Consider the following 24,718-nt stretch of genomic DNA (forward strand, 5'->3'; position numbering starts at 1 on the left):
GAGGTGTGCGCCCATGGAGGCCAAGCCGGACGACGACGTGCTCTGGGCACGTGCCCTGCACTTCCAGCACGACGACGGCTCGCCCGCGCTCTGCGGTGTCTCGCTCGGCGTCCGCGAGGGCGAGATCCTCGCCGTCAGCGGCCCGCGCGGCAGCGGCAAGACGACCCTGCTGCGGTGCCTGTCCGGCCTGGTGCCCGTGCGGCGCGGCGAGGTCTGGTTCAACAGCGTGCCCGTCCACACCATGGGCCCGCTCACCCGGGAACGGCTGCGCCGCGACCGCTTCGGCTGGATCGACCCGGCCCCCTCGCTGGTCCCGGAACTCAACGCCTGGGAGAACACCGCCCTGCCGCTGATGCTGCGCGGCACGGGCCGCCGCCGCGCCAAGACCGCGGCCCTGGAGTGGCTGGAGCGTCTGGACATCGGCGACGGCGCCCGCAAGCGCCCGCACCAGCTGGTGCAGGCCGAGCGCCAGCGGGTCTGCATCGCCCGCGCGCTCGCCACCGCTCCCTCGGTCCTGTTCGCCGACGAGCCCACGGCGCCCCTGCACCGCGCCGACCGCGCCCATGTGCTGCGCACCCTCACCACTGCGGCCCGCTCCCACGGCATCACCGTGGTCCTGGCGACCCACGACCCCGACACCGCGGCGCTCGCCGACCGCACCGTGTCGCTGCTCGACGGGCGGCGCGTCCAGACGGTGCACCTGCCGCCGGTCGCCGAGACCGCCGAGGCGGAAGGCCGGGCCGCGTGCTCGCTCTCCGTCTGACCCGCGGCGCCCACCCCGCCGTCCAGCTGCGCCGCCTCCTGGTCGCGGCGGCCTCGGCGGGCACGAGCTTCCTGTTGCTGTGCGCCCTGGGCCACGCCCTGGGCCACCCCGGCGCCACCGCCGAGTCCCTGACGCGGCTGGCGTGGTGCGCCGCCCCGCTGGCCGCCACGATCTACTTCGCCGTCGCGGTGGCGCGCACCGACCCCGCCACGAGACCCCGCCCCGGCCTCTCCGCGATCGGCCTCGGCCCGCTGCGCCTGATGGCCGTGTCGGCCGCGACGACCGCCCTGTCCGGCACGCTCGGCTCGATGCTGGCCCTGCTCGTCTTCCTGCATCTGCGGGGCGATCTGTCGGGCCTGCCCTTCGACGGGGCGGCCGCCGGGCGCCTCGCCTCCGACCAGCCCCTGCCACTGGCGGGGACCCTGACGCTGCTCGCGATCGTGCCCGTCGGCGCGTCGGCGGCCGCGGCGCTGGCGCTGCGCCCGAGGGAGGCGGGACCGGCCGCGCCCCGGCCGTCCAGGCCGTACGGCCGCTTCGGCGCGTACGGCCGCGACAGCAAGCGCGAGACCTTCGGGGCGTACGGCCGGTTCGGACGGCAGATCGTCCGGCCCGTGCCGGGCGGTCCGGCCGACTCCGGGCCGCAGGGCACGCCGCCGCAGGCACGCACGGGCGAACCGGCCCGGGCGGCGGCGACCGGCACCGACTCCGGATCCGGTCCGGGCGTCTCCTCCGATGGGGGCTCTGGCTCCGGCTCCGGTGCAGGCCTCGCCTCCGATGCGGGCTCCGGCTCCGGTGCAGGCCTCGCCTCCGATGCGGGCTCCGGCTCCGGCTCCGGTTCCCATGCCGGTGCGGAATCCGGCTCCCACTCCGGCCCTGACTCCGGTTCTCGGCCCGCCTCCGGCTCCGGCCCTGGCTCCGCCTTCAGCTCTCGGCCCAGCTCCGGTTCCGACTCCGACTCTGGCTCCGGCTCCGGCTCCGGCTCCGGCTCCGGCTCCGGCTCCGGCTCCGGCTCCGGCTCCGGCTCCGGCTCCGGCTCCGGCGGCAGGGTGAGTGCGCTCGCGGACGCCGCGGCGCGCGACGCCGTGAGCGCGGTCATTCCCTACGCCGATCCGGCCGGCCACACGGCGCAGCCGAACCGCGGGGGCGCCGCCCAGGCAGGCCCCGAGGAGGCCCGCCAGGCGGCCGACTCCGACGCACTGAGCACCGACCGGCCCGACGGCGGCCCGTCGGACCCGGCGCGAGCCACCCGCGGCGACGGTGCTCCCGCCCGGCGGTCCGCCCCCTACCCGGCCGCGGCGCGCGGCGCGGACGACCCCGCCGCCCTCGCCGCGGCCCTGCCGGACGCGCCCGGAGCCGTCGCTTCCCCCACCGCCGCCCCCACGGGACTGCCCTGGGGCATCACCCTCCTGGCCGCGGGCCTCGCCGTGGAGACCTACACGAGCCGCACCGCCCCCGTCGCCCCCGACCTCACCTTCTCCGGCGCCTCCCCCGGCGTCCTGGCCGGCTGGGCCCTGGCCGCCGTCGGACTGGCCCTGGCCGGACCGGGCCTGACGCACCTGTGCGGACGGCTCCTCCAGTCGGCCCGCCCCGGCGCCCTGCGGCTGCTGGCCGGACGGATCCTGATGGCGGAGGCCGACCGCATCGGCCGTCCCCTGGGCGTCGTCAGCGCGGTGTTGTCGGCAGCGTGGGCCATGGCACTGCTGCACGCCCCGGCCGGCCTGTCCCTCGGTCCGCTCACCCTGCTCGGCGTGGGCCTGGTGGCCGGCTGCACGGTCGGGACGCTGCTCACGGCCGCCGTCGAGACCCGGCAGGTGCGCGCCGACACGACCCACGCGCTGCTGCGCCTCGGCGCCCCCGCGACGATGCTGCGCGGCGCCGCCGCCCTGCGCGCGGGCGCGCTGCTCGCCCTGTTCGGGCCGCTCACCCTGACGGTCGCCGAGCTGGCGGCCCTGCCCCTGGCGCGCTGACCCGCTCCGGCCCCGCTCCGGCCCGCACCTCCCGGCTCTCCGGCCCGCCGAGAAAACTCGTACGAAGAAAATCCCGGAACGGCGATGAGTCCCACGCCGGAGCCCGGTCTGATCCCACGTAACGACACGGACCCGTTGGGAGAGACCCCCATGTACCAGCAGATGATCTTCGTGAACCTGTGCGTGAACGACCTCGGCGCATCGAAGAAGTTCTTCACGGAGCTGGGCTACTCGATCAACGAGCAGTTCAGCGACGATTCGACCGCCTCGGTCGTGATCAGCGACACCATCGTCGTGATGGTGCACACGCAGGAGAAGTACGCCCAGTTCACGAAGAAGCAGATCGCGGACGCGACGAAGACCAGCGAGGTGCTGATCGCGCTGAGCGCCGAGAGCCGCGAGAAGGTCGACGAGCTCGTGGAGAAGGCGGTCGCGGCGGGCGGTTCCGTCAGCGGCGAGACCCAGGACCACGGCTTCATGTACGGCCGCGCCTTCGACGACCCCGACGGCCACACCTTCGAGGTCGTGTGGATGGACCCGGCGGCCGTCCAGGGCTGAGGAGCGCTGTGCCAGCATGGGCGGGTGCAGACGATGCCCGCCCATGCGGCCCACCACGACGACCGTGAGATAGAGACCCTCGACGAGTTCGACGCGACCGTCTCGGCGCGCGGCACGCTCGCCGGTTACCGCGTCCAGGCCGTCGATCTGACGGACCGTACGCGCGAACTGCTCTCCACGGACACGGCCGGAGCGATCTTCCTCGGCTGCGCCATGCGCGAGGACGCGGCCACGAAGGTCCGCGCCGACGGCGCCCTGGTCTTCCCGCCGGTCCCCGGCCTGCCGTTCGACCCGTACCGCGGACTGGTCTACTCGCCGGACGAGCTGTTCGCGTCACTGGCGGACGGCTACGAGGCGACGCCCGACGCCCGCGCCTACGCCTGGTTCCAGCGCACGAAGGCGGACGGCGACATCTACGCGTCCATGCTGCGCGCGGTCCACGACGACTCCGTCTCGGACGCCCTCGACGAACTGCTGTCCGGCGCCCGGGTCGTGGGCGTGATGGGCGGCCACGCCATGGCCCGCGGCACCGAGGAGTACGCGGGCGCCGCGCGGCTCGGCCGGGAGCTGGCCCGGGCCGGTTTCACGGTCGCCACGGGCGGCGGCCCCGGCGCGATGGAGGCGGCCAACCTCGGGGCCTACGTCGCCCCGTTCGACGCGGAGATGCTCACCGAGTCCCTCGAACTGCTCGCCAAGGCACCGCACTTCACCCCGTCGATCACCGAATGGGCCGCGGCCGCCTTCGAGGTGCGCACCCGCTGGCCCCGGGGCGGACGTTCCGTCGGCATCCCGACCTGGTTCTACGGCCACGAGCCGCCGAACGCCTTCGCCTCGCACATCGCCAAGTACTTCGCCAACGCCACCCGCGAGGACGGCCTGCTGGCCCGGTCCAACGCGGGAGTGGTGTTCCTGCCGGGCGCCGCCGGGACCGTGCAGGAGATCTTCGACAACGCGACGCCCAACTACTACGAGTCCCGCGGCGAGCCGACGCCGATGGTGCTGGTGAACCGGGCGCACTGGACGGAGCGGCTGCCGGCGTGGCCGCTGCTGAAGTCGCTGGCCAGGGAGCGGTCGATGGAGGCGCGGATCGCGCTCGTGGACCGGATCGAGGAGGCGCCGGAGGCGTTGAAACGTCTTGGCGGTTAATAACCTGGCAAAGCAAGTGCTTGCAAGCAGCATATGCGTTGACACTACTTATGTGGCGCTTATAGACCTGTGAGCCTCCAGGCAGTGCTGATGTTCTGTCAACACCGCCGCCAACCCCCCGCATTACGCATCCTGTAAAGGACAAACGTGGCAGTTCTGTCCGTATCCCGCCGTACGGCCTCGCGCCGTACCGTCGCTCGTTCCCTGCGCGTCCTCGGCGTCGTCTCGGCCTCGGCCGCGCTCGCGCTCGGTGCCTCCGGCAACGCGCTCGCCTGCAACATCAACGAGTTCTCCGCCGAGGCGAAGTGCGACGGTGACAAGGGCGTCATCACCGTCACCGACGTGGACCCCGCCGGTGTCCCGGCCACGGTCACCGTCTACCTGCAGAACAACGGCGCCGACGCCAAGAAGGTCGGCGAGCAGGTGGTCAAGGGCTCGCGCGAGGGCACCACGATCACCTTCGCCGAGGAGTGGAAGCCGAACGCGGAGTACCGCATCCACGTCAAGGCCACTCCGTACGTCGACGAGGACATCAAGCCGAACCTCGTCACCCCGGCCACCGCCTGCAAGAAGGAGGAGGAGCCCCCGGCTTCGACCCCGCCGGCCACGCCGACGCCGTCGGCCTCCCCGTCGAAGCCGGCCGAGGAGACCGCGACGCCGACTCCCGAGCCGTCGGAGAGCGAGAGCACCCCGCCGGCGGGCAACGCGCCCGCCCCGGCGGCCGGTGACTCGAACCTCGCCGAGACCGGTGCCAACTCCAGCACCGGCCTCATCGCCGGCATCGCGGCGGCTCTGGTCGTCGCCGGTGGCGGTGCCGTGTTCTTCGGCATGCGCCGCCGTGGGGCGAAGACCGACAGCTGACCCCTCCGCAAAAAACGCCGACGTGGCCCGTCCCCCGAAGCAAGGGGAGCGGGCCACGTCCCGTTTCCACCAAGCCCGCAGTCGCGTGACGAGCCGCCTCAGCCGGGCCGGAGGCGAGTACCGTCACGCCCCACCCGGGCAGGAGGCAGATGCCGTCAACGCCTCACCCGGGCCGGGAGGCAGACGCGTCACCCCTCAGCCGCGCCGGAGGCAGGTGCCTCCGCCTCTCCCGAACCAGGGAGCGTCTGCCGGTCCGCCTCAGCCGAACGTCGCCCGCCGCAGCCAGAACTCCAGCAGCCCCCGGTCGCCCAGCACCTTCACCTCCGGTGCGTCCAGGGGCAGTCGGCGGTAGAACGCGAGCAGCACGGAGGTGAGCGGTCCGCGCAGGGCGACCGTGGCCTTCTCGTGGCCCCGGCGCCAGGAGACACCGTCCTCGGACAGCTCGATGAACCACTCCGCGTCCAGTCCGGGCCCGGTGTCGGTGGCGTGCAGGTGGATGCTGCCGCCCTGCTCGCGCAGCTCCCCCACCACGTCGTCCGGCTCGGTGCGCTGCACGTACTCCACGATCTGCAGCCACTCGTCGATCGCGTCGGCGGCCACCTCGGGGGCGACCTCGTAGTGCAGCCCGGCGGCGAGCGTGGCGTCCGCGCGGTGCACGGTGATCTCGTGCGTCACCCGGCGGGCCCAGAACCCGGCGTTCAGGACGCCCGCCCAGCCCCACACTTCGGTGTCCGGCCTGGCCTCCCGCAGGGCCGCGACGACCCGCTCGCCGCTCTCGGCCAGCCACGCGTCCAGTGCGGCGGCGTCACCCCGCGCCTCCGGCCCGGCGAAGCCCGGCACCCGCTCCTCGGGCACCTCCTCCCCGGCCCGGGTCCGCACGATGACCTCCACCCAGCGCAGGGCACCGCCCAGGTGCCGGACCAAATCCTCCAGCGACCAGTCCGGGCAGGTGGGCACGGTGCCGGACAGCTCGGCCCCGGAGGTCACCACCGACCTCAACAGACCCATCTGGTGGGCGATTTCGTCGCAGTAGCGGTCGTGCGCGAGCTGAGTCATCCCCGCACCCTAGGCCGTCGTCGATCAGTCGAGCACCACGATTTCGGCGGCGTCGAACTCCACCCCGACCTCGTCCCCCACCTCGGGCGCCGCCCGCAGCGCGCACGCCGCCTCCAGGCGCGGGGCGTCCACGGGCTGGAGGTGGACGGCGACATGGGTGCCGCGGAACGTGCGCGCGGCCACCGTGCAGGGCAGGCCGGCACCGGCGGACACCAGACGCACCCCGGCGGGCCGCACCAGCAGCGTCCGCGTGCCCTGCGGCGCGCCCTCGGGCACCGGCACCTTGCCCCACGGCGTGTCCGCCGCCTCCGCGCCGACGGTCGCCTCGACGACGTTCTCGAAGCCGAGGAAGCGAGCCACGAACGCGTCGGCGGGCCGCTGCCACACCTGAAGGGGCGTACCGGACTGGGCGATCCGCCCGTCCCGCATCACCACGACCCGGTCGGCGAGTGCGAAGGCCTCGCCCTGGTCGTGCGTGACGGCGAGCACGGTGGTGCCCAACCGGCCGAAGAGTTCCCTCAGTTCGACCACCAGCCGCTCCCGCAGCGACCGGTCGAGCTGGCCCAGCGGCTCGTCCAGCATCAGCAGCCTGGGGCGCGGCGCCAGGGCCCGGGCCAGCGCGACCCGCTGCTGCTCCCCGCCGGACAGCGCGGCGACGGCCCGCTGCCCGGCGCCGGGCAGCCCCACGAGTTCCAGCAACTCCCGTACACGCTCGGCCTGGTGGCGCCTGGACGCCCCGCGCATCCGCAGTCCGAAGGCGACGTTGCCGCCCACGTCCCGCTGCGGGAACAGCTGGTGGTCCTGGAACATCAGCCCGACGCCCCGCCGGTGCGCGGGTACCCTCGCCTGGTCACGGCCGTCGAGCGAGACCCGCCCGGAGTCGAGCGGCTGCAGCCCCGCCACCGCCCGCAGCAGGGTCGACTTGCCGCTGCCGCTCGGTCCCAGCACACACACGATCTCGTGCTCGGAGACCGCCAGATCGACAACGTCCAACACGGCCCGCCCGCCGAAACGGACCGTCGCGCCCTCCAGGCTCAGCAGCATCAGAACTCCCCCGTCCGGTCCGTGCGCAGCCTCTCCAGCACCAGCAGGGCCACCGCGCACACCACCATCAGAATCGTCGACAGGGCCATCGCCTGCCCGTAGTTCAGGTCCCCGGGCCGCCCCAGCAGCCGGGCCACGGCCACCGGCAGCGTCGGGTTGTCGGGCCGCGCGATGAACACCGTCGCCCCGAACTCCCCCAGCGACACCGCGAAGGCGAACCCGGCCGCGATCAGCAGCGCCCGCCGTACGAGCGGCAGGTCGACCTCCCGCCACACGCGCCAGGGCGAGGCCCCGAGCACCGCGGCCGCCTCCCGCAGCCGGGTGTCCACGGCCCGCAGCACGGGCAGCATGGTCCGCACCACGAACGGCACTCCGACCAGCGCCTGCGCGAGCGGCACCAGGATCCACGAGGACCGCAGGTCCAGCGGCGGCTCGTCCAGGGCGATCAGGAACCCGAAGCCGACGGTCACCGCGGACACCCCGAGCGGCAGCATCAGCAGCGCGTCGAACCCGCGCACGAACCGCCCGGCGTCCCGGCGGGTGAGCGCGACGGCGGCGAGCCCGCCGACCAGCACGGCGATGAGCGTGGCGGCGACGGCGTACGACAGGGAGTTGCCGACCGCCTCGATCGGCGGGACCAGGAACACGCCCCCGTCCTCGCGGGTCAGCGCCCGGTAGTAGCCGAGCCCTGGCGCGTCGAGCGACCGCTGCACCAGCACGGCGAGCGGCAGCAGGAGCAGGAGCAGGACGGTGACGAGGACCCCGCCCAGCAGCGCCCACTGCCCGGCGCCGCGCGGCCTGCGCGCGGTCACGGACGGGTCCACCAGCCGCAGCGCGGTCTCCCGCCGCCGTACGGTCCAGGCGTGCAGGGCGAGGATCGCGGCCACCGCGAGGAACTGGATCAGCGTCAGCACGGCCGCCGTGGACAGGTCGAAGATCTCGGAGGTCTGCCGGTAGATCTCCACCTCCAGGGTGGAGAAGGTGGGCCCGCCGAGGATCTGGACGACGCCGAAGGAGGTGAAGGTGAACAGGAAGACCATCAGCGCGGCGGCGGCCACGGCCGGAGCGAGCGCCGGCAGGGTGACCTGCCGCCAGGCCTTCGCGCGGGACGCGCCGAGCATCCGCGCGGCCTCCTCCTGCCGCGGGTCGAGCTGCGCCCACAGCCCGCCGACCGTCCGCACGACGACCGCGTAGTTGAAGAAGACGTGCGCGAGCAGGATCGCCCACACGGTGGTGTCCAGCCGTACGCCCCACAGCTCGTCGAGCAGCCCCCCGCGCCCGACCAGCGCCAGGAACGCCGTACCGACGACGACCGTGGGCAGGACGAACGGCACGGTCACCACCGCCCGCAGCACCTGCTTGCCCGGGAACGACAAGCGCGCGAAGACGTACGCGCCGGGGAGCGCGAGCAGCAGCGTGAGCACGGTGGAGACGAGCGCCTGCCAGGTGGTGAACCACAGCACGTGCCGGACGTCGGACTGCGCCAGCACCTCCACGATCCGCCCGGGGTGCCAGACCCCGTCGGCCTTCAGACCGCGCGCGACGATCGCGGCGACGGGGTAGGCGAAGAAGACCGCGAAGAACGCGACGGGCACGGCCAGCAGACCGAGCCGCGCCGCCGCGCCCCGCGTCCGGGCGGTCACTTCAGTACGAGCGAGGTCCACGACTTGACCCACTGGTCACGGCGGTCGGCGATCTTCGCCGGGTCCATGGTCTCCGGGTCCTTCACCTGGGGCCCGTACGCCGTGAACTCCGCCGGCACCCGGGCGCCCTCGGTCACCGGGTAGACGAACATGTTGAGCGGCATGTCCTCCTGGAACTTCTTGCTGATCAGGAAGTCGAGGAGGGCCTTGCCCCCCTCGGCGTTCCCGGCGTTGCTCAGCAGCCCGGCGTACTCGACCTGCCGGAAGCAGGTGCCCTCGGCGACCCCGGTCGGGGCGGTGTCCGGCCTGGGGTCGGCGAAGACGACCTCGGCCGGCGGCGAGGAGGCGTACGACACGACGAGCGGCCGGTCGCCCTTGGCCTTCTTCCCGCCGGCCGAGCCGGAGAACTCCTCGTTGTAGGCCTGCTCCCAGCCGTCGACGACCTTCACGCCGTTGGCCTTGAGCTTCTTCCAGTAGCCCTCCCAGCCGTCGTCCCCGTACCGCGCGGCGGTGCCGAGCAGGAAGCCGAGTCCGGGCGAGGACGCGGAGGCGTTCTCGGTGACCAGCAGGTTCTTGTACGCGGGCTTCACGAGGTCGTCGAAGCTCCGCGGCGGCCGCAGATCCCGGTCGGCGAAGTACTTCTTGTCGTAGTTGACGCAGATGTCGCCGGTGTCGACGGGCGTGACGCGGTGCTGCTCCTGGTCGACCCGGTACTCGGCCTTGATCCGCTCCGATCCCTTCGCCTCGTACGGCTGGAAGAGGCCGTTGTCGAGGGCGCGGGAGAGCAGGGTGTTGTCGACGCCGAAGAACACGTCGCCCTGCGGGTTGTCCTTGGTGAGGATGGCCTTGTTGACGGCCTGCCCGGCGTCGCCGTCCTCGAGGACGCGGACCTTGTAGCCGGACTGCTTCTCGAAGGCCGCGATGACGTCCTTGGACGCGGCCCACGAGTCGTGGCTGACGAGCGTCACGGTTTTGGAGTCGCCGGACTCCTGGTCACCGCCGGACGATCCGCACGCGGCGAGCGTGCCGGCCATGCCCAGTCCGACGACCGCCGCCGTCAGCCGCTTGATGCTGGTACCCACTTCATTCCTCCTGGAGTGACCAGGAGAAGACGCGGCCCCGCCCGGGACTTCCGGGGTCCCGGGCAGGGCGCAACAGCTCGAGTGATGACCGATCTCCCTACCCAGAATGACCTGGGCCAGGTTCGGAGGGTCTGCGGCCGGTGCCGCACTCTCAGCGCTGTGGCGCTCCCCTGTCGGAATATGCAGATGTTCTTACGACGGTCAGACTACCGTTCGGTGGCGGCGAGCTGACCACACGCCCCGTCGATCTCCTGACCACGGGTGTCCCGAATCGTCACCGGCACACCATGCGCGGCGATGGCCTCCACGAACGCCTTCTCGTCCTCGGGCCGGGAGGCCGTCCACTTCGACCCGGGCGTCGGGTTCAGCGGGATGAGGTTGACGTGCACGGGCCTGCCCTTGAGCATCCGGCCGAGCCGGTCACCCCGCCAGGCCTGGTCGTTGATGTCCCGGATCAGCGCGTACTCGATGGACAGCCGGCGCCCGGACCTGGCGCTGTACTCGAAGCCGGCGTCCAGCACCTCGCGCACCTTCCACCGCGTGTTCACGGGCACGAGGGTGTCGCGCAGCTCGTCGTCCGGGGCGTGCAGCGAGATGGCGAGGCGGCACTTGAAGCCCTCGTCGGAGAACCGGTGGATGGCCGGCACGAGCCCGACCGTCGAGACGGTGATCCCGCGCTGCGAGAGGCCCAGCCCGTCGGGCTCGGGGTCGGTGAGCCGCCGGATGGCGCCGACGACCCGGTTGTAGTTCGCGAGGGGCTCGCCCATGCCCATGAACACGATGTTGCTCAGCCGCGCCGGACCGCCGGGGACCTCCCCGTCCCGCAGGGCGCGCATCCCGTCCACGATCTGGTGCACGATCTCGGCGGTGGACAGGTTCCGGTCCAGACCCGCCTGCCCCGTCGCGCAGAACGGGCAGTTCATCCCGCACCCGGCCTGCGAGCTGATGCACATGGTCACCCGGTCGGGGTAGCGCATCAGCACGGACTCGACGAGCGTCCCGTCGAACAGCCGCCACAGCGTCTTGCGTGTGGTGCCCTCGTCGGTCGACAGATGCCGCACGACGGTCATCAGCTCGGGCAGCAGCGCTTCCCGCAGCCGCTCCCGGGACCCGGCGGGGATGTCGGTCCACTGCGCCGGATCATGCGCGTACCGCGCGAAGTAGTGCTGCGAGAGCTGCTTGGCACGAAACGGCTTCTCCCCGACAGCGGCAACGGCCTCCTTGCGCTCGGCAGGAGTGAGATCGGCGAGATGCCGCGGCGGCTTCTTGGCTCCGCGCGGGGCTACGAAAGTGAGTTCTCCGGGCTTAGGCATGGCTGTACCAGTGTCGCAGATCAATTCAGGTGACCCGCCGCACCGGAAAGCGCCGGCCTATCCGCCCGTGTGCTCCAGCCGGTCCTTGGGGAGCTGCTCGTCGCGTGGGAGTTCCTCGCGGACCTGGGGGCGGACGACGAGCGGGACCAGGAGCTTGCCGACGCCGTGGCCCTCGAAGTCGACGGCGATCGTGACGTGGGAGCGGCCCTCGTCGAGCGGCTCGACCTCGCCGTGCGCCCGGGTCCGGACCGGGCCGTCGACGCCGCGCATGCCCCAGCTGTGCGGCGGGACACCGACGAGCCCCTGGTCGAGGCGCTCCGCGGACACGGCGCTCAGCTGCCACTCCGGCAGTCTCCCGGTGTCCGTGCAGTAGTCGTAGACGTCCTCGGGACGGCAGTCGACGTCGACGGTCTCTTTCACGGCGGACATGATGGCCCACCCTCGGAGAGACACCCCTGCATCGTCCCACCGGCGGCTCCGGCGGCACCCCCGCAACGGCGGCGAGCCCCCGCCCGGCACCGGACGGAGGCTCGTTCCAGGAGATCGGTTCCGTTCAGCCGGACCCGACGAAGAGGACCAGCAGCAGCCAGACGACCGGAGCCGTCGGCAGCAGCGAGTCGAGCCGGTCCATGATGCCGCCGTGGCCCGGCAGCAGCGTGCCCATGTCCTTGATGCCGAGGTCCCGCTTGATCATGGACTCGCCGAGGTCGCCGAGCGTGGCGCTGACCGCGACCGCGAGGCCGAGCACCAGGCCCTGCCACCAGGCGCCGTCGTCGATGAGGAACTGCATGCACAGCGCGCCCCCGACCATGGCGAAGGACATCGCGCCGGCCAGGCCCTCGCGGGTCTTGCCGGGGCTGATGCGCGGCGCGAGCTTGGTCCGGCCGAAGCGCCAGCCGACGGCGTAGGCCCCGGTGTCGCTGACGACGGTGAGCAGCAGGAAGGTGAGCACCCGCTCCGGCCCGTCGTCCGCGGTCAGCATCATCGCGACGAACGTCGCCAGGAACGGCACGTAGAACGCCGCGAAGACGCCCGCCGTGACGTCCCGGAGGTAGTTCTCGGGCGGTTCCGTCATGCGCCAGACGAGCACGGCCAGGGCCGTGAGCGCCATCGCCACCCACGCGCCCTCGGCACCCCGGACGTATCCGGCGACGACCATCGCGGCACCGCCCAGCGCGAGCGGCACGAGCGGCGCCCGGATGCCCTTGCGTTCGTCCAGCCGCTTGGTCAGCTCCCACAGGCCCACCACCACGGCGACCGCGACGACGCCGACGAAGACGGCCTTGACGATGAACAGCGAGGCGACGATCACCGCGCCGAGCCCGACGCCGACCCCTATCGCGGCACTGAGGTCGCGACCCGCGCTCTTCTTCTGCGGCTTGGGCGCCGGCTGTGAGGCGTCGGGCATGGGCTCCGGGTTCGTCTCGTTGCGGACCGGGGGGCCGCCCGGCGTGGCGGCCCCCCGGTCGTCGTCCTGGTTTCCGCCGTGTGCGGCTACGTCGGGCACGATGGGCATGGGGCGAGTGTGAGGCGCTTCCCGCGCATCGTATGCGGAACCCGCCGGGACGGCCCCTCGGACGTGCCCGTGGCCGTGACTCTGCACGGGCCCGTGGCCGTGACCCGGCACGGACCCGTGGCCAAGACCGGGCACGGACCCGTGGCCATGACCCGGCGCGGGTCCGTGGCCGTGGCCTTGGTCGGTGGGCCCCCAGTACCCGGCCTGTGGCGGCGCCCCCCAGGAAGAGTCGTTCATCAGACTTCGAGGAGCTCTGCTTCCTTGTGCTTCAGGAGCTCGTCCACCTGCGCGACGTACTTCGCGGTGGTGTCGTCGAGCTCCTTCTCCGCACGGCGGCCTTCGTCCTCGCCGACCTCGCCGTCCTTGATCAGCTTGTCGATGGCTTCCTTGGCCTTGCGGCGCACGGAGCGGATCGAGATCTTCGCGTCCTCGCCCTTGCCCTTGGCGACCTTGATGTACTCGCGGCGGCGCTCCTCGGTCAGCTCGGGGAACACCACCCGGATGATGTTGCCGTCGTTGCTCGGGTTGACGCCCAGGTCGGAGTCGCGGATGGCCTGCTCGATGTTGCGCAGCGCGCTCTTGTCGAACGGCGTCACCACGGCCATGCGCGGCTCGGGCACGGAGAACGAGGCCAGCTGGTTGATCGGCGTCGGCGCGCCGTAGTAGTCGGCCACGATCTTGTTGAACATCGCCGGGTGCGCACGGCCGGTGCGGATCGCGGCGAAGTCCTCCTTGGCGACCACGACGGCCTTCTCCATCTTCTCCTCGGCTTCGAGGAGGGTCTCTTCGATCACCACTTGCTCCTGCGTGTCTTGAGTAGGCCCGGCTGCGGTTCCATGTGGGCGGCGGCCGGCTGCGTCGCGTCTTCTTCTGGCACGGTTCCCGACCGGTAGGACATTGTCCATCCCCCGGCCCGGCTCCGTCCCGTCCGTCCCCCGGACGGGGTTGTTCCGGTGTCTCAGTCCCGGCTGCCGGGGTCCCCCACCAGCGTGCCGATCTTCTCACCCTTGACGGCGCGGGCGATGTTGCCCTCCGCGAGCAGCTCGAAGACCACGATCGGGAGCTTGTTGTCGCGGCACAGCGTCACGGCCGTGGCGTCGGCGACCTTCAGGTCGCGGGTGATGACCTCGCCGTAGCCGAGGTGGTCGAACTTCACGGCGTCCGGATTGGTCTTCGGGTCGGAGTCGTAGACCCCGTCCACGCCGTTCTTGCCCATCAGCAGCGCCTCGGCGTCGATCTCCAGGGCGCGCTGGGCGGCGGTGGTGTCGGTGGAGAAGTAGGGCATGCCCATACCGGCGCCGAAGATCACCACACGGCCCTTCTCCAGGTGCCGTACGGCGCGCAGCGGGATGTACGGCTCGGCGACCTGGCCCATGGTGATCGCCGTCTGCACCCGGCAGTCCACACCGACCTTCTCCAGGAAGTCCTGCAGGGCGAGGCAGTTCATGACCGTGCCGAGCATGCCCATGTAGTCGGAGCGGGCCCGGTCCATGCCGCGCTGCTGGAGTTCTGCACCGCGGAAGAAGTTGCCGCCGCCGATGACGACCGCGATCTGCGCGCCGTCGCGCACGACGGCCGCGATCTCGCGGGCGATCTTGTGCACCACGTCGGGGTCGACGCCCAGGCCGCCACCGCCGGAGAAGGCCTCTCCGGACAGCTTCAGCAGAAACCGGCCGCGTACTTTGCCGTCGTCGCTCTTCTGGGCCTTGGTGGTCATGGGGGATCCCGCCTCTTTCACGTGGTGCACATACGAAGAAGGCCATTGCCGGTGGGGCGTGTTTCGCATCCCATACGGCAATGGCCTCCTCGTCAGATCTGCTGTCGTCCGTCACCCCTGTGACGGCGTACGCGGACGACTGCTGTCGACCCTATCGGGGTCGGGCGTCGCTCGCGGTACGGACTCAGATGCCGACCTTGATGCGCGTGAAGCGCTTCAGGGTGACACCGGCCTCGTCCAGGACCTTCTGGACGGACTTCTTGTTGTCGAGCGCGTACGGCTGGCCGAGCAGCGTGGCGTCCTTGAAGAAGCCGTTGAGGCGACCCTCGACGATCTTCGGCAGGGCGGCCTCGGGCTTGCCCTCGGCGCGGGTGGTCTCCTCGGCGACGCGGCGCTCGGACTCGACGACCTCGGCCGGCACGTCCTCCTTGGAGAGGTACTTCGGCGCGAAGGCGGCGATGTGCTGGGCGACGCCCTTGGCGATCTCCGCGTTCGGCTTGTCCAGCTCGACGAGGACACCGATCTGCGGGGGCAGGTCGGGCATCGTGCGGTGCATGTACGCCGTGACGTAGCCGTCGGCGAACTGCGCGAAGCGGTCCAGGACGATCTTCTCGCCCAGGTTGGCGTTGGCCTCGTCGACGAACGCCTGGACGGTCTTGCCGGCCTCGATCTCGGAGGCGAGCAGGGCCTCCAGGTCGGCCGGGGAGGTCTTGGCGACGTGCTGGGCGATCTGGTTGGCGACGGTCTGGAACTTCTCGCCCTTGGCGACGAAGTCCGTCTCGCACTTCAGCTCGACGAGGACGCCGGAGGAGTTGTCGTCGGCGATGACCGAGACCACGGCGCCGTTCTCGGCGGAGCGGCCCTCGCGCTTGGCGACGCCCTTCTGGCCCTTGATGCGGAGCGCCTCGACAGCCTTCTCGACGTTGCCCTCGGCCTCGTCCAGCGCCTTCTTGCAGTCCATCATGCCGGCGCCCGTGAGCTCGCGGAGCTTCTTGACGTCGGCGGCGGTGTAGTTCGCCATGAGTCTGTGAATCTTTCTCGAAGTCTGGAAGATCGAAGATCTGCGGGATGCACCCCCATGGAGCCCGGGGGTGCTGTCCTTCCGCTGACCTACGGGTGAACGGCGGGAGCGGACTTCATCGCGCCCGGAGGCGCCGTGTGATGGAGTGCCGCTCCCGCCGTCAACGCGGACTGACGGGTCAGGCCTGCTCGGCCTCGGCCGGCTTCTCGTCCTCGGCCGGCTTCTCGGCCTCCGCGGCCGGAGCAGCGTCGGCGGCCGGAGCAGCTTCGGCAGCCTCGGCGGCCGGGGCGGCCTCGTCGGCCTTCTTCTCGCCCTCGAGCAGGTCGCGCTCCCACTCGGCCAGCGGCTCGCCGGCGGCCTTCTCGCCCTTGCCCTCGGTGGCGACACCGCTGCGGGCGATGAGGCCCTCGGCGACGGCATCGGCGATGACGCGGGTGAGCAGGGTGACGGAGCGGATCGCGTCGTCGTTGCCCGGGATCTTGTAGTCGACCTCGTCGGGGTCGCAGTTGGTGTCGAGGATCGCGACGACCGGGATGTTCAGCTTCCGGGCCTCACCAACGGCGATGTGCTCTTTCTTGGTGTCCACGATCCAGACGGCGCTGGGCACCTTCTGCATCTCGCGGATACCGCCGAGGGTCTTCTCCAGCTTGGCCTTCTCGCGCGAGAGCACGAGAAGCTCCTTCTTGGTCAGACCGGACGCGGCGACGTCCTCGAAGTCGATCTGCTCGAGCTCCTTCAGGCGCTGCAGGCGCTTGTAGACGGTCGAGAAGTTGGTGAGCATGCCGCCCAGCCAGCGCTGGTTGACGTAGGGCATGCCGACGCGGGTGGCCTGCTCGGCGATGGCCTCCTGCGCCTGCTTCTTGGTGCCGACGAACATGACCGTGCCGCCGTGGGCGACGGTCTCCTTGACGAACTCGTAGGCGCGGTCGATGTACGACAGCGACTGGAGCAGGTCGATGATGTAGATGCCGTTGCGCTCGGTGAAGATGAAGCGCTTCATCTTCGGGTTCCAACGGCGGGTCTGGTGACCGAAGTGGACGCCGCTCTCCAGCAGCTCCCGCATCGTGACGACGGCCATGGCCGTATCTCCTTGAATGTTCTCGGTTGTGCCGCGGATGCCGGACGGCTTCCGCGCCTGACGCCCACTGCGCGCCGTGCCACTGGGGACCGAGGGGCGCTGATACGGCCCGTTGCCGGAGCTCGTATCGGGGCGTGCGAAGTCGACCCGGTGGCCCGGGTCGCCACCAGAAGTGTACGGGACCCGCGAGGTCCCGGGTGACGCCGTTGTCCACAACCGGGCGCCGGTCCACAGGCGCGGGTGGTCACGGCGAGGTTTCGGGACGCTTTGCCCATGCGAGCGAAGCGATGTGTGCGCGTGATCACGCGCCTGGTCCTGCTGCTGACCCTGACGACGGCCGTCCTGCTGGCACCACCGCCGCCCCTGTTCGCGGCCGTCCCACCGGCCTCGAATGTCACCGAGCCGGCCGCGGACGTCACCGTCCCCGCGGTGGGGCGCGGCTGGCCGGTCGGCCTGCGCCCCCCGGTGCTGCGCGGCTGGGAACCTCCGGCGACGGTCTACGGCCCGGGCCACCGGGGCGTGGACCTGGCGGCGGCGCCCGGGGCGCCGGTTCGGGCGGTGGCGGCGGGGCGGGTGGCCTTCGCGGGCCGGGTGGCGGGCAGGGGGGTGGTCTCGGTGGAGCTCACCGGCACCGGCGATCCCCCGCTGCGCACGACGTACGAGCCGGTCACGGCGTCCGTCGAGGAGGGCGAGGAGGTGGAGCCGGGCGAGGTGATCGGCACGGTGGCCGCGAGCGGCTTCCACTGCACGTCCCCGTGCGTGCACTGGGGACTGCGCAGAGGCGGGACCTACATGAACCCACTGGGACTGCTGCCACCCTGGCTCCTGCACCGGGGACCGTCACGGCTGCTGCCGGTGTTCGCGTGACGGCGAGCGCCCTGGACGGCCTCCGAGCCGGACCAGGCCGAGCCCCGCGCACTCCAGCTGCCGCACCGGGGCCGCCGCGACTGCTGCCGGGGAGACCTGACGGCGAGCGCCCCGGACGACCCCGCACCCCCGGACGAAACCGAGCCCCGCGCACCCCCGCAACCGCACCAGGGACCGTCACGGCTACTGCCGGGTGGTCACGTGACGGCGAACCACCCGAACGACCCCGACCCCACCCCCGGACGAAGCCGAGACACGCGCCGCACCAGGGCCCATCGCGGCCGCTGCCAGTGGTCGGATGAGCGCGAACGTCCATGGGCGCCCGCCCCGGAGCGAAGCTCAGCCCTGCACCCCCCGCAGGGCCATCGACACGGCAGCCTCCGTGATCGCCCCGGGCTCTTCCGCCGCCCCCAGCTCGATCCTGCGCACCGCCGCGTCCACCACGCCCTGCACCAGCATCGCCGCGAGCCGGGGCTGCTCGTGCCCCAGTTCCGCGAGCGCCTCGACGATCATCGCGACCAGCCCGCCGTGCGCGGCCCGGATCTTCTCCCGCGCGCCCGCGTCGAGCTCACTCGCAGAGATCGCGACCACGGCCCGGTGCCGCCGGTCCCCGACCAGCTCCAGTTGCTGCCGCACGTACGCCTCGACCTTGGCCTCGGGCGTCTCCGCCCGCTCCATGGCGGTCGACACCTCCGCCGCCCAGACCGGGAAGTCGACCTCGCACAGTTCCTCGACCACGGCCGCCCGGGACCTGAAGTACTCGTAGACGCTCGACCGCGCGAGGCCCGTCCGCTCGGCGAGGGCCGGGAAGGTCAGCGCCTCCGTACCGCCCTCGGACAACAAGGAACGAGCCGCGTCCAGCAGGGCGGCTCGCTGCATCGACCGGTGCTCGGCCACGGAGGCCGCTCGAATCCTTGGCACGTCATCCACTCTACGGACGCGCCCGGCCCGACGGGAGTGGCTCTTACTTGCCCCCCCGCACCGGTCTGCCGGGTCAGCGCCCAAAACCGGCCAGTTTGGCTCTCAGCTGGAGGACGGACTTGGTGTGGATCTGACTGACCCGGCTCTCGGTCACACCGAGCACGTTGCCGATCTCGGCCAGGGTGAGGCCCTCGTAGTAGTAGAGCGTGACCACCGTCTTCTCCCGGTCGGGCAGCGTGTTGATCGCCCGCGCCAGGAACCTCCGCAGCTCCCGGTCCTCGGCGACCTCCACGGGGTTGTCGGCGGCGGTGTCCTCCAGCGTGTCCATGACGCTGAGCCCGCCGCCGCCCTCGGCCCCGCCGTGCAGCAGCTCCTCCAGGGCCACCACGTTGGCCAGCGACAACTGGCTGAACACCGCGTGCAGTTCCTCCACCGCGATGCCCATCTCGGCGGCCACCTCGCCCTCCGTCGGCGTCCGCCGCAGCCGCGCCTCCAGCGTGGCGTACGCCCGCTCCACGTTGCGCGCCTTCTGCCGCACCGAGCGGGGGATCCAGTCCAGCGCCCGCAGCTCGTCGATCATCGCCCCGCGGATGCGCGTGATCGCGTACGTCTCGAACTTGATCTCCCGGTCGAGGTCGAACTTCTCGATCGCGTCGATCAGTCCGAACACCCCCGAGGAGACGAAGTCCGCCTGCTCCACGTTGGACGGCAGGCCCACGCTGACGCGTCCCGCGACGTACTTCACGAGTGGCGAGTAGTGCAGGATCAGCTGTTCCCGCAGCCGCTCGTCCCCCGTCGCCTTGTACGACCGCCACAGCTCGTCGAGCGTCGAGGGAGCGGGCGGCCGCACGTCGCCACCGTCACGGGCGGCTGGGGGGAGCGCCGCCCGGTCGGACCCGGAGGTGTGCTGGGGCATTCGTCGCCTTGTGCCGTTCTGCTGCGGAGTGGTGCTGCCGAGGTGAGCTGTCTGTCTGATGTCGAGTTGCCTGTCCGTGTCGGGCTCCTCGTGAGCGTAGCGTGACTGCGGCGTCGCGGTGCGCGAAGGAGGGAGGTCGAAGCGGGCGCAGATACGTTCCGCGAGGCGTTCCGCCGGGTCGCCGCGGTCGCTCGGTGTGATCACCACAGAAGCCCAACTGGGCGATTTCCAAGGGCTGTAGGGGTTCCCCCGGACGGCCGAACCAGGGCGGTCAGCACGGGCCGGGAGCACCGCGGACCGACATCACCGCCTGGCGTGTCAACTTCCAGCCGTCGCCGTGTCGTTCGACGTAGCCGAGTGCTCGGAGTTCGTACAGTCTCGCGATCGCGTCGTCCTGTGCGGTCTGCGCACGGCGCGCGATCTCGTCCGGCCGGGCGGCCCCGCGCCCCGGCAGCGCGGCGAGCACCTGCCGGGTGGCCGGTTCCAGCAGGTCCCGGGGCAGGACGGGGCCGCGCCGGTCCGGCGCCAGCTGTCCGATGTCGCCGACCAGCTCCACGACGTCGGCGGCGTCGGTGACCAGGGTGGCCTCGCCGCGCAGCAACTCGTGCACGCCGGCCGACAGGGCACTGGTGGCGGGGCCCGGGACGCCCATGGTGTGCCGCCCGAGCCGCTGGGCCGCCCGGGCCGTGACGAGGGAGCCACTGCGGTGGGCGGCCTCGACGACCACGGTGCCCCGGGTGAGGGCCGCGATCACGCGGTTGCGCAGGACGAACCGGCTGGGGGTCGGATGCTCGCCGGGCGGCAACTCGCCGACCACCAGTCCCTGTTCGGCGATCCTGCTGATCAGCTGGGTGTGTCCGCGCGGGTAGGGCCGGTCGACGCCGCAGGCGAGGACGGCGACGGTGGCGCCGCCCGCGCCGAGCGCTCCGCGGTGGGCGGCGCCGTCGACACCGTAGGCGCCGCCGGAGACCACGACCCAGCCCTGCTCGGCGAGGCCGGCGGCGAGGGTGGCCGCCATGTGGGCCCCGTACTCGGTGCAGGCCCGGGCGCCGACGACGGCGACGGACTTCAGCGCCCACATCCGCAGGGCGGCCCGCCCCCGGACCCAGAGTCCGAGGGGCCGGGCGTCCCCGAGGTCGTCGAGTTGCGCCGGCCATTCCGGGCCGCCGGGGCACACGAACCGCACCCCGGCGTCGCGGGCCACGGCCAGATCCTGGCGCGGCCGGGCCACGGCGGCCCGGGCCAGGAGTCCGGCCCACCGCTTCCCGCTGACGCCCGGCAGGGCCGCCCCGCCCTCCTGGAGCCGCCGTACGACTTCCCCGGCCCCGAACTCCCGCACCCACCGTCCACCGGCCTCGTCGCCGGGCTCGATGACCCGGGTGAGGAAGATCCGGGCGAGCAGTTCGTCGTCCGGTTCGTCGACGGCGCTCACGTCAGCGCCCCGATGGCCATGGGTACGCCCCGGGGCACTCCGGTGCGCAGTTGCAGCGCCAGGGCGACGTCCGTGGCGTCGGGCCGGTCGTGGCCCACGAGGTCGGCGACGGTCCAGGCCACGCGCAGGACGCGGTCGAGACCCCGGGCGGTCAGGACGCCCCGTTCCAGGTTCCGCTCCGCCTCGTCCATCGCGCCGGACACGGCGTACCAGCGGCTGCGCAGCTCCCGCCCGGGCACTTCGCTGTTCGTGCGCCAGGGGGTGCCGGCCAGGCGCTCCGCGGCCCGGTCCCGGGCGGCACGGACCCGGTCGGCGACGGTCGCCGTGGACTCACCGCGGGCGCCGCAGGCGGTCAGCTCCGTGCGCGTGACGCGGTCCACCTCGACGCGCAGGTCGACCCGGTCGAGCAGCGGGCCCGAGAGCCTGGCCTGGTAGCGGCGGATCGCCGAGGGCGGGCACTCGCACAGGTCGTCCCGCAGCGAGAACCGGCCGCACGGGCAGGGGTTGGCCGCCAGCACCATGAGGAACTTCGCCGGGAAGCGCACCACGCCCGCGCTGCGCGCGATCACGACGTGCCCGGCCTCCAGCGGCTGGCGCAGCGCGTCCAGCGCCTGGCCGCTGAACTCGGGCGTCTCGTCCAGGAACAGCACGCCGCGGTGCGACAGCGACACCGCGCCGGGCCGTGCGATGCCCGGGCCGCCACCGACGAGCGCCTGCATCGTGGCCGAGTGGTGCGGGGCGCAGTAGGGGGCGACGTCGATGAGCGGCTTGCCCGGGGGCAGCAGACCCGCCACCGAGTGGACCGCCGTGACCTCCAGCGACTCCTGCCGGCCGAGCCGGGGCAGGATGGCCGGCAGCCGCTCGGCGAGCATCGTCTTGCCCGCTCCGGGAGGCCCCTCCAGGAAGAGGTGGTGCCCACCGGCCGCGGCCACCTCCACCGCCGTGCGCGCCGAGGTCTGGCCGACGACGTCCGCGAGGTCGTGATGGTGGTCGTGCTGGGCGGCCCCCACGCTGTGCATGCCGGTGGCCGCGCCGGTTCCCGGCATCCGCAGACCGGCGAGGAGTGGGTCGGGCCGTCCCAGCTCGTCGGGCTCCTCGTCGGGTACGGGTTCGTCGGCCAGGACGGCGATCAGCTGCCGCAGACTGCGGACGCCCAGCACCGAGACGCCGGGTACCAGCGACGCCTCGGCGGCGGCGCACTCCGGCACCACCACCTGCTCATACCCCGCGTCCGCCGCCGCCAGCACCGCCGGCAGCACCCCCCGGACCGGCCGCACCCGCCCGTCCAGACCCAGCTCGCCGATCATCACGATGTCGGCCAGGACCCGGGGGTCGATGCGCTCCGCCGCGCCGAGGACCGCCGCCGCGACGGCCAGGTCGAAGCCGCTGCCCGACTTGGGGACCGAGGCGGGGCTCAACCCCACCGTGAGTTTCTTCTGCGGCCAGGCCGCGCCCGAGTTGACGACCGCGGCCCGCACCCGGTCCCGGCTCTCGGTCAGGCTCTTGTCGGGCAGCCCCACCAGGGTGAACGCCGCCACACCCGGTTCGAGGTCGGCCTGGACCTCGACGACCACGCCCTCGACGCCCACCAGCGTCACCGAACACGTACGGGCGAATGCCATCAGGCCACCCCCCGCACATGCTCGACCACGGCCGCGCCGCGGACCGGCAGCAGCACCCCGACCACGTCGATGCGGACCCCACCGGGCGGCGCGCCCCCGTGGGTCTGGATCCAGCGCTCGGCGAGGTCCCGCAGCCGCTCCGCCTTCTGCGGCGTCACGGCCGCCATCGGATGCTCGAAGGGACCTGCCCTGCGGGTCTTCACCTCGCAGACGACCAGGACGTCCCCGTCCCGGGCCACGATGTCGATCTCTCCGGCGCGGCCGGAGCGCCAGTTGCGCTCCACGACCGTCAGCCCGGTCTCCGCCAGCCGCCGGGCCGCCAGGGTCTCTCCGTACCTGCCCACCGCACTGCGTGCGTTCATCTCGGCACCACCTCCGGTGCCAACGATCACGCAGCCACCGCCCAAAAGCGGATCATGGTGGACGGCTCAGCGGTTGTGGACAACCCGGTCACCCGCCGGGGTGAACCTCATCCGCTCGGCAGCTCCAGATCGCTCTTGTTCAGCTCCTCGATGTTCACGTCCTTGAACGTGAGCACCCGGACCTGCTTCACGAAGCGGGCCGGCCGATACATGTCCCACACCCAGGCATCCGCCATGGACACCTCGAAGAACACCTCACCCTGGACGGAGTGCACCTGCATCTCGTAGTCGTTGGTGAGGTAGAAGCGCCGCTCGGTCTCGATCACGTATTTGAACAGACCGACGACATCGCGGTACTCCCGGTAGAGCTTCAGCTCCATCTCGGTCTCGTACTTCTCGAGGTCCTCGGCGCTCATGGCATGTTCCCCTTCAGCCGTGCGATCCCCCCATTGTGCGCCAGTCCCGTGAGCACCTAGACGATTTCCGGGTCAAGGGTCACAGGCCGGGCCGGGGGACCCTCGTCGAGCAGCGTGCGCAGCAGCCCGGCGAGTCTGGTCGGATACACCGTCTCATGTGCCCGGCTCAGTTCCGGACACGTCCACCAGCGCGCTCCGGCGACACTGCGCCGTTCCAGTTCGGTCAGCCCTGCGGCGGCGATCTCCGTCCGCTCCGTACGGGCCAGGTAGTACCACTCGTCCTGGTCCCAGCGGCGGCCCGCGAACGGGAAGGAGCACCTGCGCCGCCACAGCACCGGGCCGAGCTCGACCTCGGTGATGCCCGTCTCCTCGGCGAGTTCCCGCAGGGCGGCCTGTTCACGGGTCTCGTCGCCCTCCACACCGCCGCCGGGGGTGAACCACCAGTCGTCGGCCGGATCGTCCGGCTCGTGCCCGTGCAGCAGCAGGATGCGGTCCCGCGGGTCGAGCAGCACCACCCGGGCGACCTTGCGCAGTCCGCCCTCGTAGGTGTCCCGGCCCGCCGGCACGGCCTCAGCGGACACCTGCGGGCTCCGCGCTCGCCCGGCGAGCCCGGGCCGCGTCCGTCCGTTTGGCGATGGGCCCGTAGGCGCCTCCGCCCAGGACGAGCACGGCGCCGGCGATCACGAGAAGGGTGATCGTCCCCAGCGGGCCGGGCGAGGAGAGGGTGCCGAGCGGCTCGAAGCCGGTGGGGCGCTCCAGCATGCCCTTCATGGGCCAGACGACGGCGTCCACGCGCGCGTCCACGGCGGAGCGGGCGACCGTGCCGCCGGCGGCGTCGGTGAGGTGGGCGGTGGAGTCCACGGAGTTGCCGCGCTCGTCGCCGAGCAGGAAGAGGCGGCCTTTGGGGACGGTCACGGTCGGGAAGTTGCTTGTCCCCGCCGGTGTGTCCGCGGGCAGGTACGTCTCCTCGATCTCCTTGCCGTTGACCCGCAGCTTGCCGTCCTGGCAGCAGGAGACCGTGTCGCCGCCGACGGCGACCACACGCTTGACCATGGGCGCGTTGGCCCAGGTGGCGTCCTTGAAGACGACGACGTCACCGCGGCGCACCGCACCGCCGTCGATCCGCTGCGCCAGGATGCGGTCGCCCGCGTCGATCGTCGGCGTCATCGAGCTGGTCGGCACGGTGTACGGCCGGTAGACCACCGCGCCCCAGGCGAATCCCCCGAGGAAGAGCACCAGGCCCAGTGCGACGGCCAGCCCGGACAACCGCTGTCCGGTCCGGCTGCCCACCGGGCCCGTGCCCGGGCCGCCGCCGCGCGGGGCCGTGTGCGTCATGCTGTCGCCACCCATGGGTCCGCACCCTACCCGGGGGTACGAACCGGGGTCAGCAGACGGGTGGTATCAGCGCTTCCCGGCC

Annotated in this window: 25 protein-coding genes and 1 riboswitch; of the genes, 6 read left to right on the forward strand and 19 right to left on the reverse strand. The window is 72.3% G+C overall.

The window, feature by feature from the left end:
• Positions 1-13: 13 nt before the first annotated feature.
• The 5 genes from ABTZ58_RS30455 to ABTZ58_RS30480 all read left to right on the forward strand — a co-directional run bounded on the left by ABTZ58_RS30455 (position 14) and on the right by ABTZ58_RS30480 (position 5,295).
• A complete protein-coding gene (locus tag ABTZ58_RS30455; protein WP_309096144.1) occupies positions 14-763 on the forward strand; it encodes an ABC transporter ATP-binding protein in 750 nt (249 codons plus the stop codon).
• A complete protein-coding gene (locus ABTZ58_RS40280) occupies positions 745-2,730 on the forward strand; it encodes a hypothetical protein (protein WP_502996152.1) in 1,986 nt (661 codons plus the stop codon). The genes ABTZ58_RS30455 and ABTZ58_RS40280 overlap by 19 nt, the downstream gene beginning before the upstream one ends.
• Positions 2,731-2,880: 150 nt before the next feature.
• On the forward strand, positions 2,881-3,288 hold the full coding sequence (locus ABTZ58_RS30470; RefSeq protein WP_309096142.1) for a VOC family protein: 408 nt from the start codon (positions 2,881-2,883) through the stop codon (positions 3,286-3,288).
• A 24-nt stretch (positions 3,289-3,312) separates the two neighbouring features.
• Complete coding sequence (locus tag ABTZ58_RS30475; RefSeq protein WP_351363546.1) at positions 3,313-4,434, forward strand: LOG family protein; 1,122 nt, start codon at positions 3,313-3,315, stop codon at positions 4,432-4,434.
• A 147-nt stretch (positions 4,435-4,581) separates the two neighbouring features.
• Positions 4,582-5,295, forward strand: coding sequence for an LAETG motif-containing sortase-dependent surface protein (locus ABTZ58_RS30480; RefSeq protein ID WP_351363549.1), 714 nt, complete (start codon positions 4,582-4,584; stop codon positions 5,293-5,295).
• A gap of 258 nt (positions 5,296-5,553) precedes the next feature.
• Here the strand turns inward: ABTZ58_RS30480 and ABTZ58_RS30485 are convergent, their stop codons facing one another.
• The 11 genes from ABTZ58_RS30485 to rpsB form a co-directional block, all read right to left on the reverse strand.
• Positions 5,554-6,351: a maleylpyruvate isomerase family mycothiol-dependent enzyme gene (locus ABTZ58_RS30485; RefSeq protein ID WP_351363552.1), complete on the reverse strand. Its 798-nt coding sequence runs from the start codon at positions 6,349-6,351 to the stop codon at positions 5,554-5,556.
• A 24-nt stretch (positions 6,352-6,375) separates the two neighbouring features.
• Entirely contained in the window at positions 6,376-7,395 is a 1,020-nt protein-coding gene (locus ABTZ58_RS30490; RefSeq protein ID WP_351363555.1) for an ABC transporter ATP-binding protein, read from the reverse strand.
• Positions 7,395-9,059 (reverse strand): ABC transporter permease, encoded by a 1,665-nt coding sequence (locus ABTZ58_RS30495; protein ID WP_351363558.1) that lies wholly within the window; start codon positions 9,057-9,059, stop codon positions 7,395-7,397. The genes ABTZ58_RS30490 and ABTZ58_RS30495 overlap by 1 nt, the downstream gene beginning before the upstream one ends.
• Complete coding sequence (locus ABTZ58_RS30500) at positions 9,035-10,072, reverse strand: thiamine ABC transporter substrate-binding protein (protein WP_351363617.1); 1,038 nt, start codon at positions 10,070-10,072, stop codon at positions 9,035-9,037. The genes ABTZ58_RS30495 and ABTZ58_RS30500 overlap by 25 nt, the downstream gene beginning before the upstream one ends.
• A 124-nt stretch (positions 10,073-10,196) precedes the next feature.
• Positions 10,197-10,302: riboswitch (TPP riboswitch) on the reverse strand.
• A gap of 24 nt (positions 10,303-10,326) precedes the next feature.
• Positions 10,327-11,433, reverse strand: coding sequence for a dual-specificity RNA methyltransferase RlmN (rlmN, locus tag ABTZ58_RS30505; protein WP_351363561.1), 1,107 nt, complete (start codon positions 11,431-11,433; stop codon positions 10,327-10,329).
• Positions 11,434-11,490: 57 nt separating this feature from the next.
• On the reverse strand, positions 11,491-11,862 hold the full coding sequence (locus tag ABTZ58_RS30510; RefSeq protein WP_351363564.1) for an SRPBCC family protein: 372 nt from the start codon (positions 11,860-11,862) through the stop codon (positions 11,491-11,493).
• A gap of 124 nt (positions 11,863-11,986) precedes the next feature.
• On the reverse strand, positions 11,987-13,186 hold the full coding sequence (locus tag ABTZ58_RS30515) for a phosphatidate cytidylyltransferase (RefSeq protein WP_351363567.1): 1,200 nt from the start codon (positions 13,184-13,186) through the stop codon (positions 11,987-11,989).
• Positions 13,186-13,743 (reverse strand): ribosome recycling factor, encoded by a 558-nt coding sequence (frr, locus tag ABTZ58_RS30520; protein WP_006136598.1) that lies wholly within the window; start codon positions 13,741-13,743, stop codon positions 13,186-13,188. The genes ABTZ58_RS30515 and frr overlap by 1 nt, the downstream gene beginning before the upstream one ends.
• A gap of 164 nt (positions 13,744-13,907) precedes the next feature.
• Positions 13,908-14,666 carry a UMP kinase gene (gene pyrH, locus ABTZ58_RS30525; RefSeq protein WP_003993277.1) on the reverse strand — a complete coding sequence of 253 codons (759 nt, stop codon included), beginning with the start codon at positions 14,664-14,666 and terminating at the stop codon, positions 13,908-13,910.
• 184 nt (positions 14,667-14,850) lie between these two features.
• Positions 14,851-15,687 carry a translation elongation factor Ts gene (tsf, locus tag ABTZ58_RS30530; protein ID WP_309098134.1) on the reverse strand — a complete coding sequence of 279 codons (837 nt, stop codon included), beginning with the start codon at positions 15,685-15,687 and terminating at the stop codon, positions 14,851-14,853.
• Between the two features lie 178 nt (positions 15,688-15,865).
• Positions 15,866-16,765, reverse strand: a complete 900-nt coding sequence (gene rpsB, locus ABTZ58_RS30535) for a 30S ribosomal protein S2 (protein WP_351363572.1) — start codon at positions 16,763-16,765, stop codon at positions 15,866-15,868.
• A gap of 273 nt (positions 16,766-17,038) precedes the next feature.
• Between rpsB and ABTZ58_RS30540 the strand changes: the two genes are divergently transcribed.
• On the forward strand, positions 17,039-17,632 hold the full coding sequence (locus ABTZ58_RS30540) for a peptidoglycan DD-metalloendopeptidase family protein (protein WP_351363575.1): 594 nt from the start codon (positions 17,039-17,041) through the stop codon (positions 17,630-17,632).
• Between the two features lie 339 nt (positions 17,633-17,971).
• Here the strand turns inward: ABTZ58_RS30540 and ABTZ58_RS30545 are convergent, their stop codons facing one another.
• The 8 genes from ABTZ58_RS30545 to lepB all read right to left on the reverse strand — a co-directional run bounded on the left by ABTZ58_RS30545 (position 17,972) and on the right by lepB (position 24,651).
• Positions 17,972-18,529: a TetR/AcrR family transcriptional regulator gene (locus ABTZ58_RS30545; RefSeq protein WP_351363620.1), complete on the reverse strand. Its 558-nt coding sequence runs from the start codon at positions 18,527-18,529 to the stop codon at positions 17,972-17,974.
• A 97-nt stretch (positions 18,530-18,626) separates the two neighbouring features.
• Positions 18,627-19,469 carry an RNA polymerase sigma factor WhiG gene (whiG, locus tag ABTZ58_RS30550; RefSeq protein ID WP_351363578.1) on the reverse strand — a complete coding sequence of 281 codons (843 nt, stop codon included), beginning with the start codon at positions 19,467-19,469 and terminating at the stop codon, positions 18,627-18,629.
• 271 nt (positions 19,470-19,740) lie between these two features.
• Entirely contained in the window at positions 19,741-20,901 is a 1,161-nt protein-coding gene (dprA, locus tag ABTZ58_RS30555; RefSeq protein WP_351363581.1) for a DNA-processing protein DprA, read from the reverse strand.
• Positions 20,898-22,523, reverse strand: a complete 1,626-nt coding sequence (locus ABTZ58_RS30560; protein WP_351363584.1) for a YifB family Mg chelatase-like AAA ATPase — start codon at positions 22,521-22,523, stop codon at positions 20,898-20,900. The genes dprA and ABTZ58_RS30560 overlap by 4 nt, the downstream gene beginning before the upstream one ends.
• Entirely contained in the window at positions 22,523-22,915 is a 393-nt protein-coding gene (locus ABTZ58_RS30565; RefSeq protein WP_351363587.1) for a YraN family protein, read from the reverse strand. Before ABTZ58_RS30565 ends, ABTZ58_RS30560 begins: the two co-directional genes overlap by 1 nt.
• A gap of 77 nt (positions 22,916-22,992) precedes the next feature.
• Positions 22,993-23,301, reverse strand: coding sequence for a DUF2469 domain-containing protein (locus ABTZ58_RS30570; RefSeq protein ID WP_003993268.1), 309 nt, complete (start codon positions 23,299-23,301; stop codon positions 22,993-22,995).
• A gap of 56 nt (positions 23,302-23,357) precedes the next feature.
• Entirely contained in the window at positions 23,358-23,882 is a 525-nt protein-coding gene (locus ABTZ58_RS30575) for an NUDIX hydrolase (protein ID WP_351363590.1), read from the reverse strand.
• Entirely contained in the window at positions 23,872-24,651 is a 780-nt protein-coding gene (gene lepB, locus ABTZ58_RS30580) for a signal peptidase I (protein WP_351363593.1), read from the reverse strand. The genes ABTZ58_RS30575 and lepB overlap by 11 nt, the downstream gene beginning before the upstream one ends.
• Positions 24,652-24,718: the final 67 nt, after the last annotated feature.

This window comes from Streptomyces sp. NPDC094143 (genome assembly GCF_040303825.1).
Classification (GTDB): domain Bacteria; phylum Actinomycetota; class Actinomycetes; order Streptomycetales; family Streptomycetaceae; genus Streptomyces.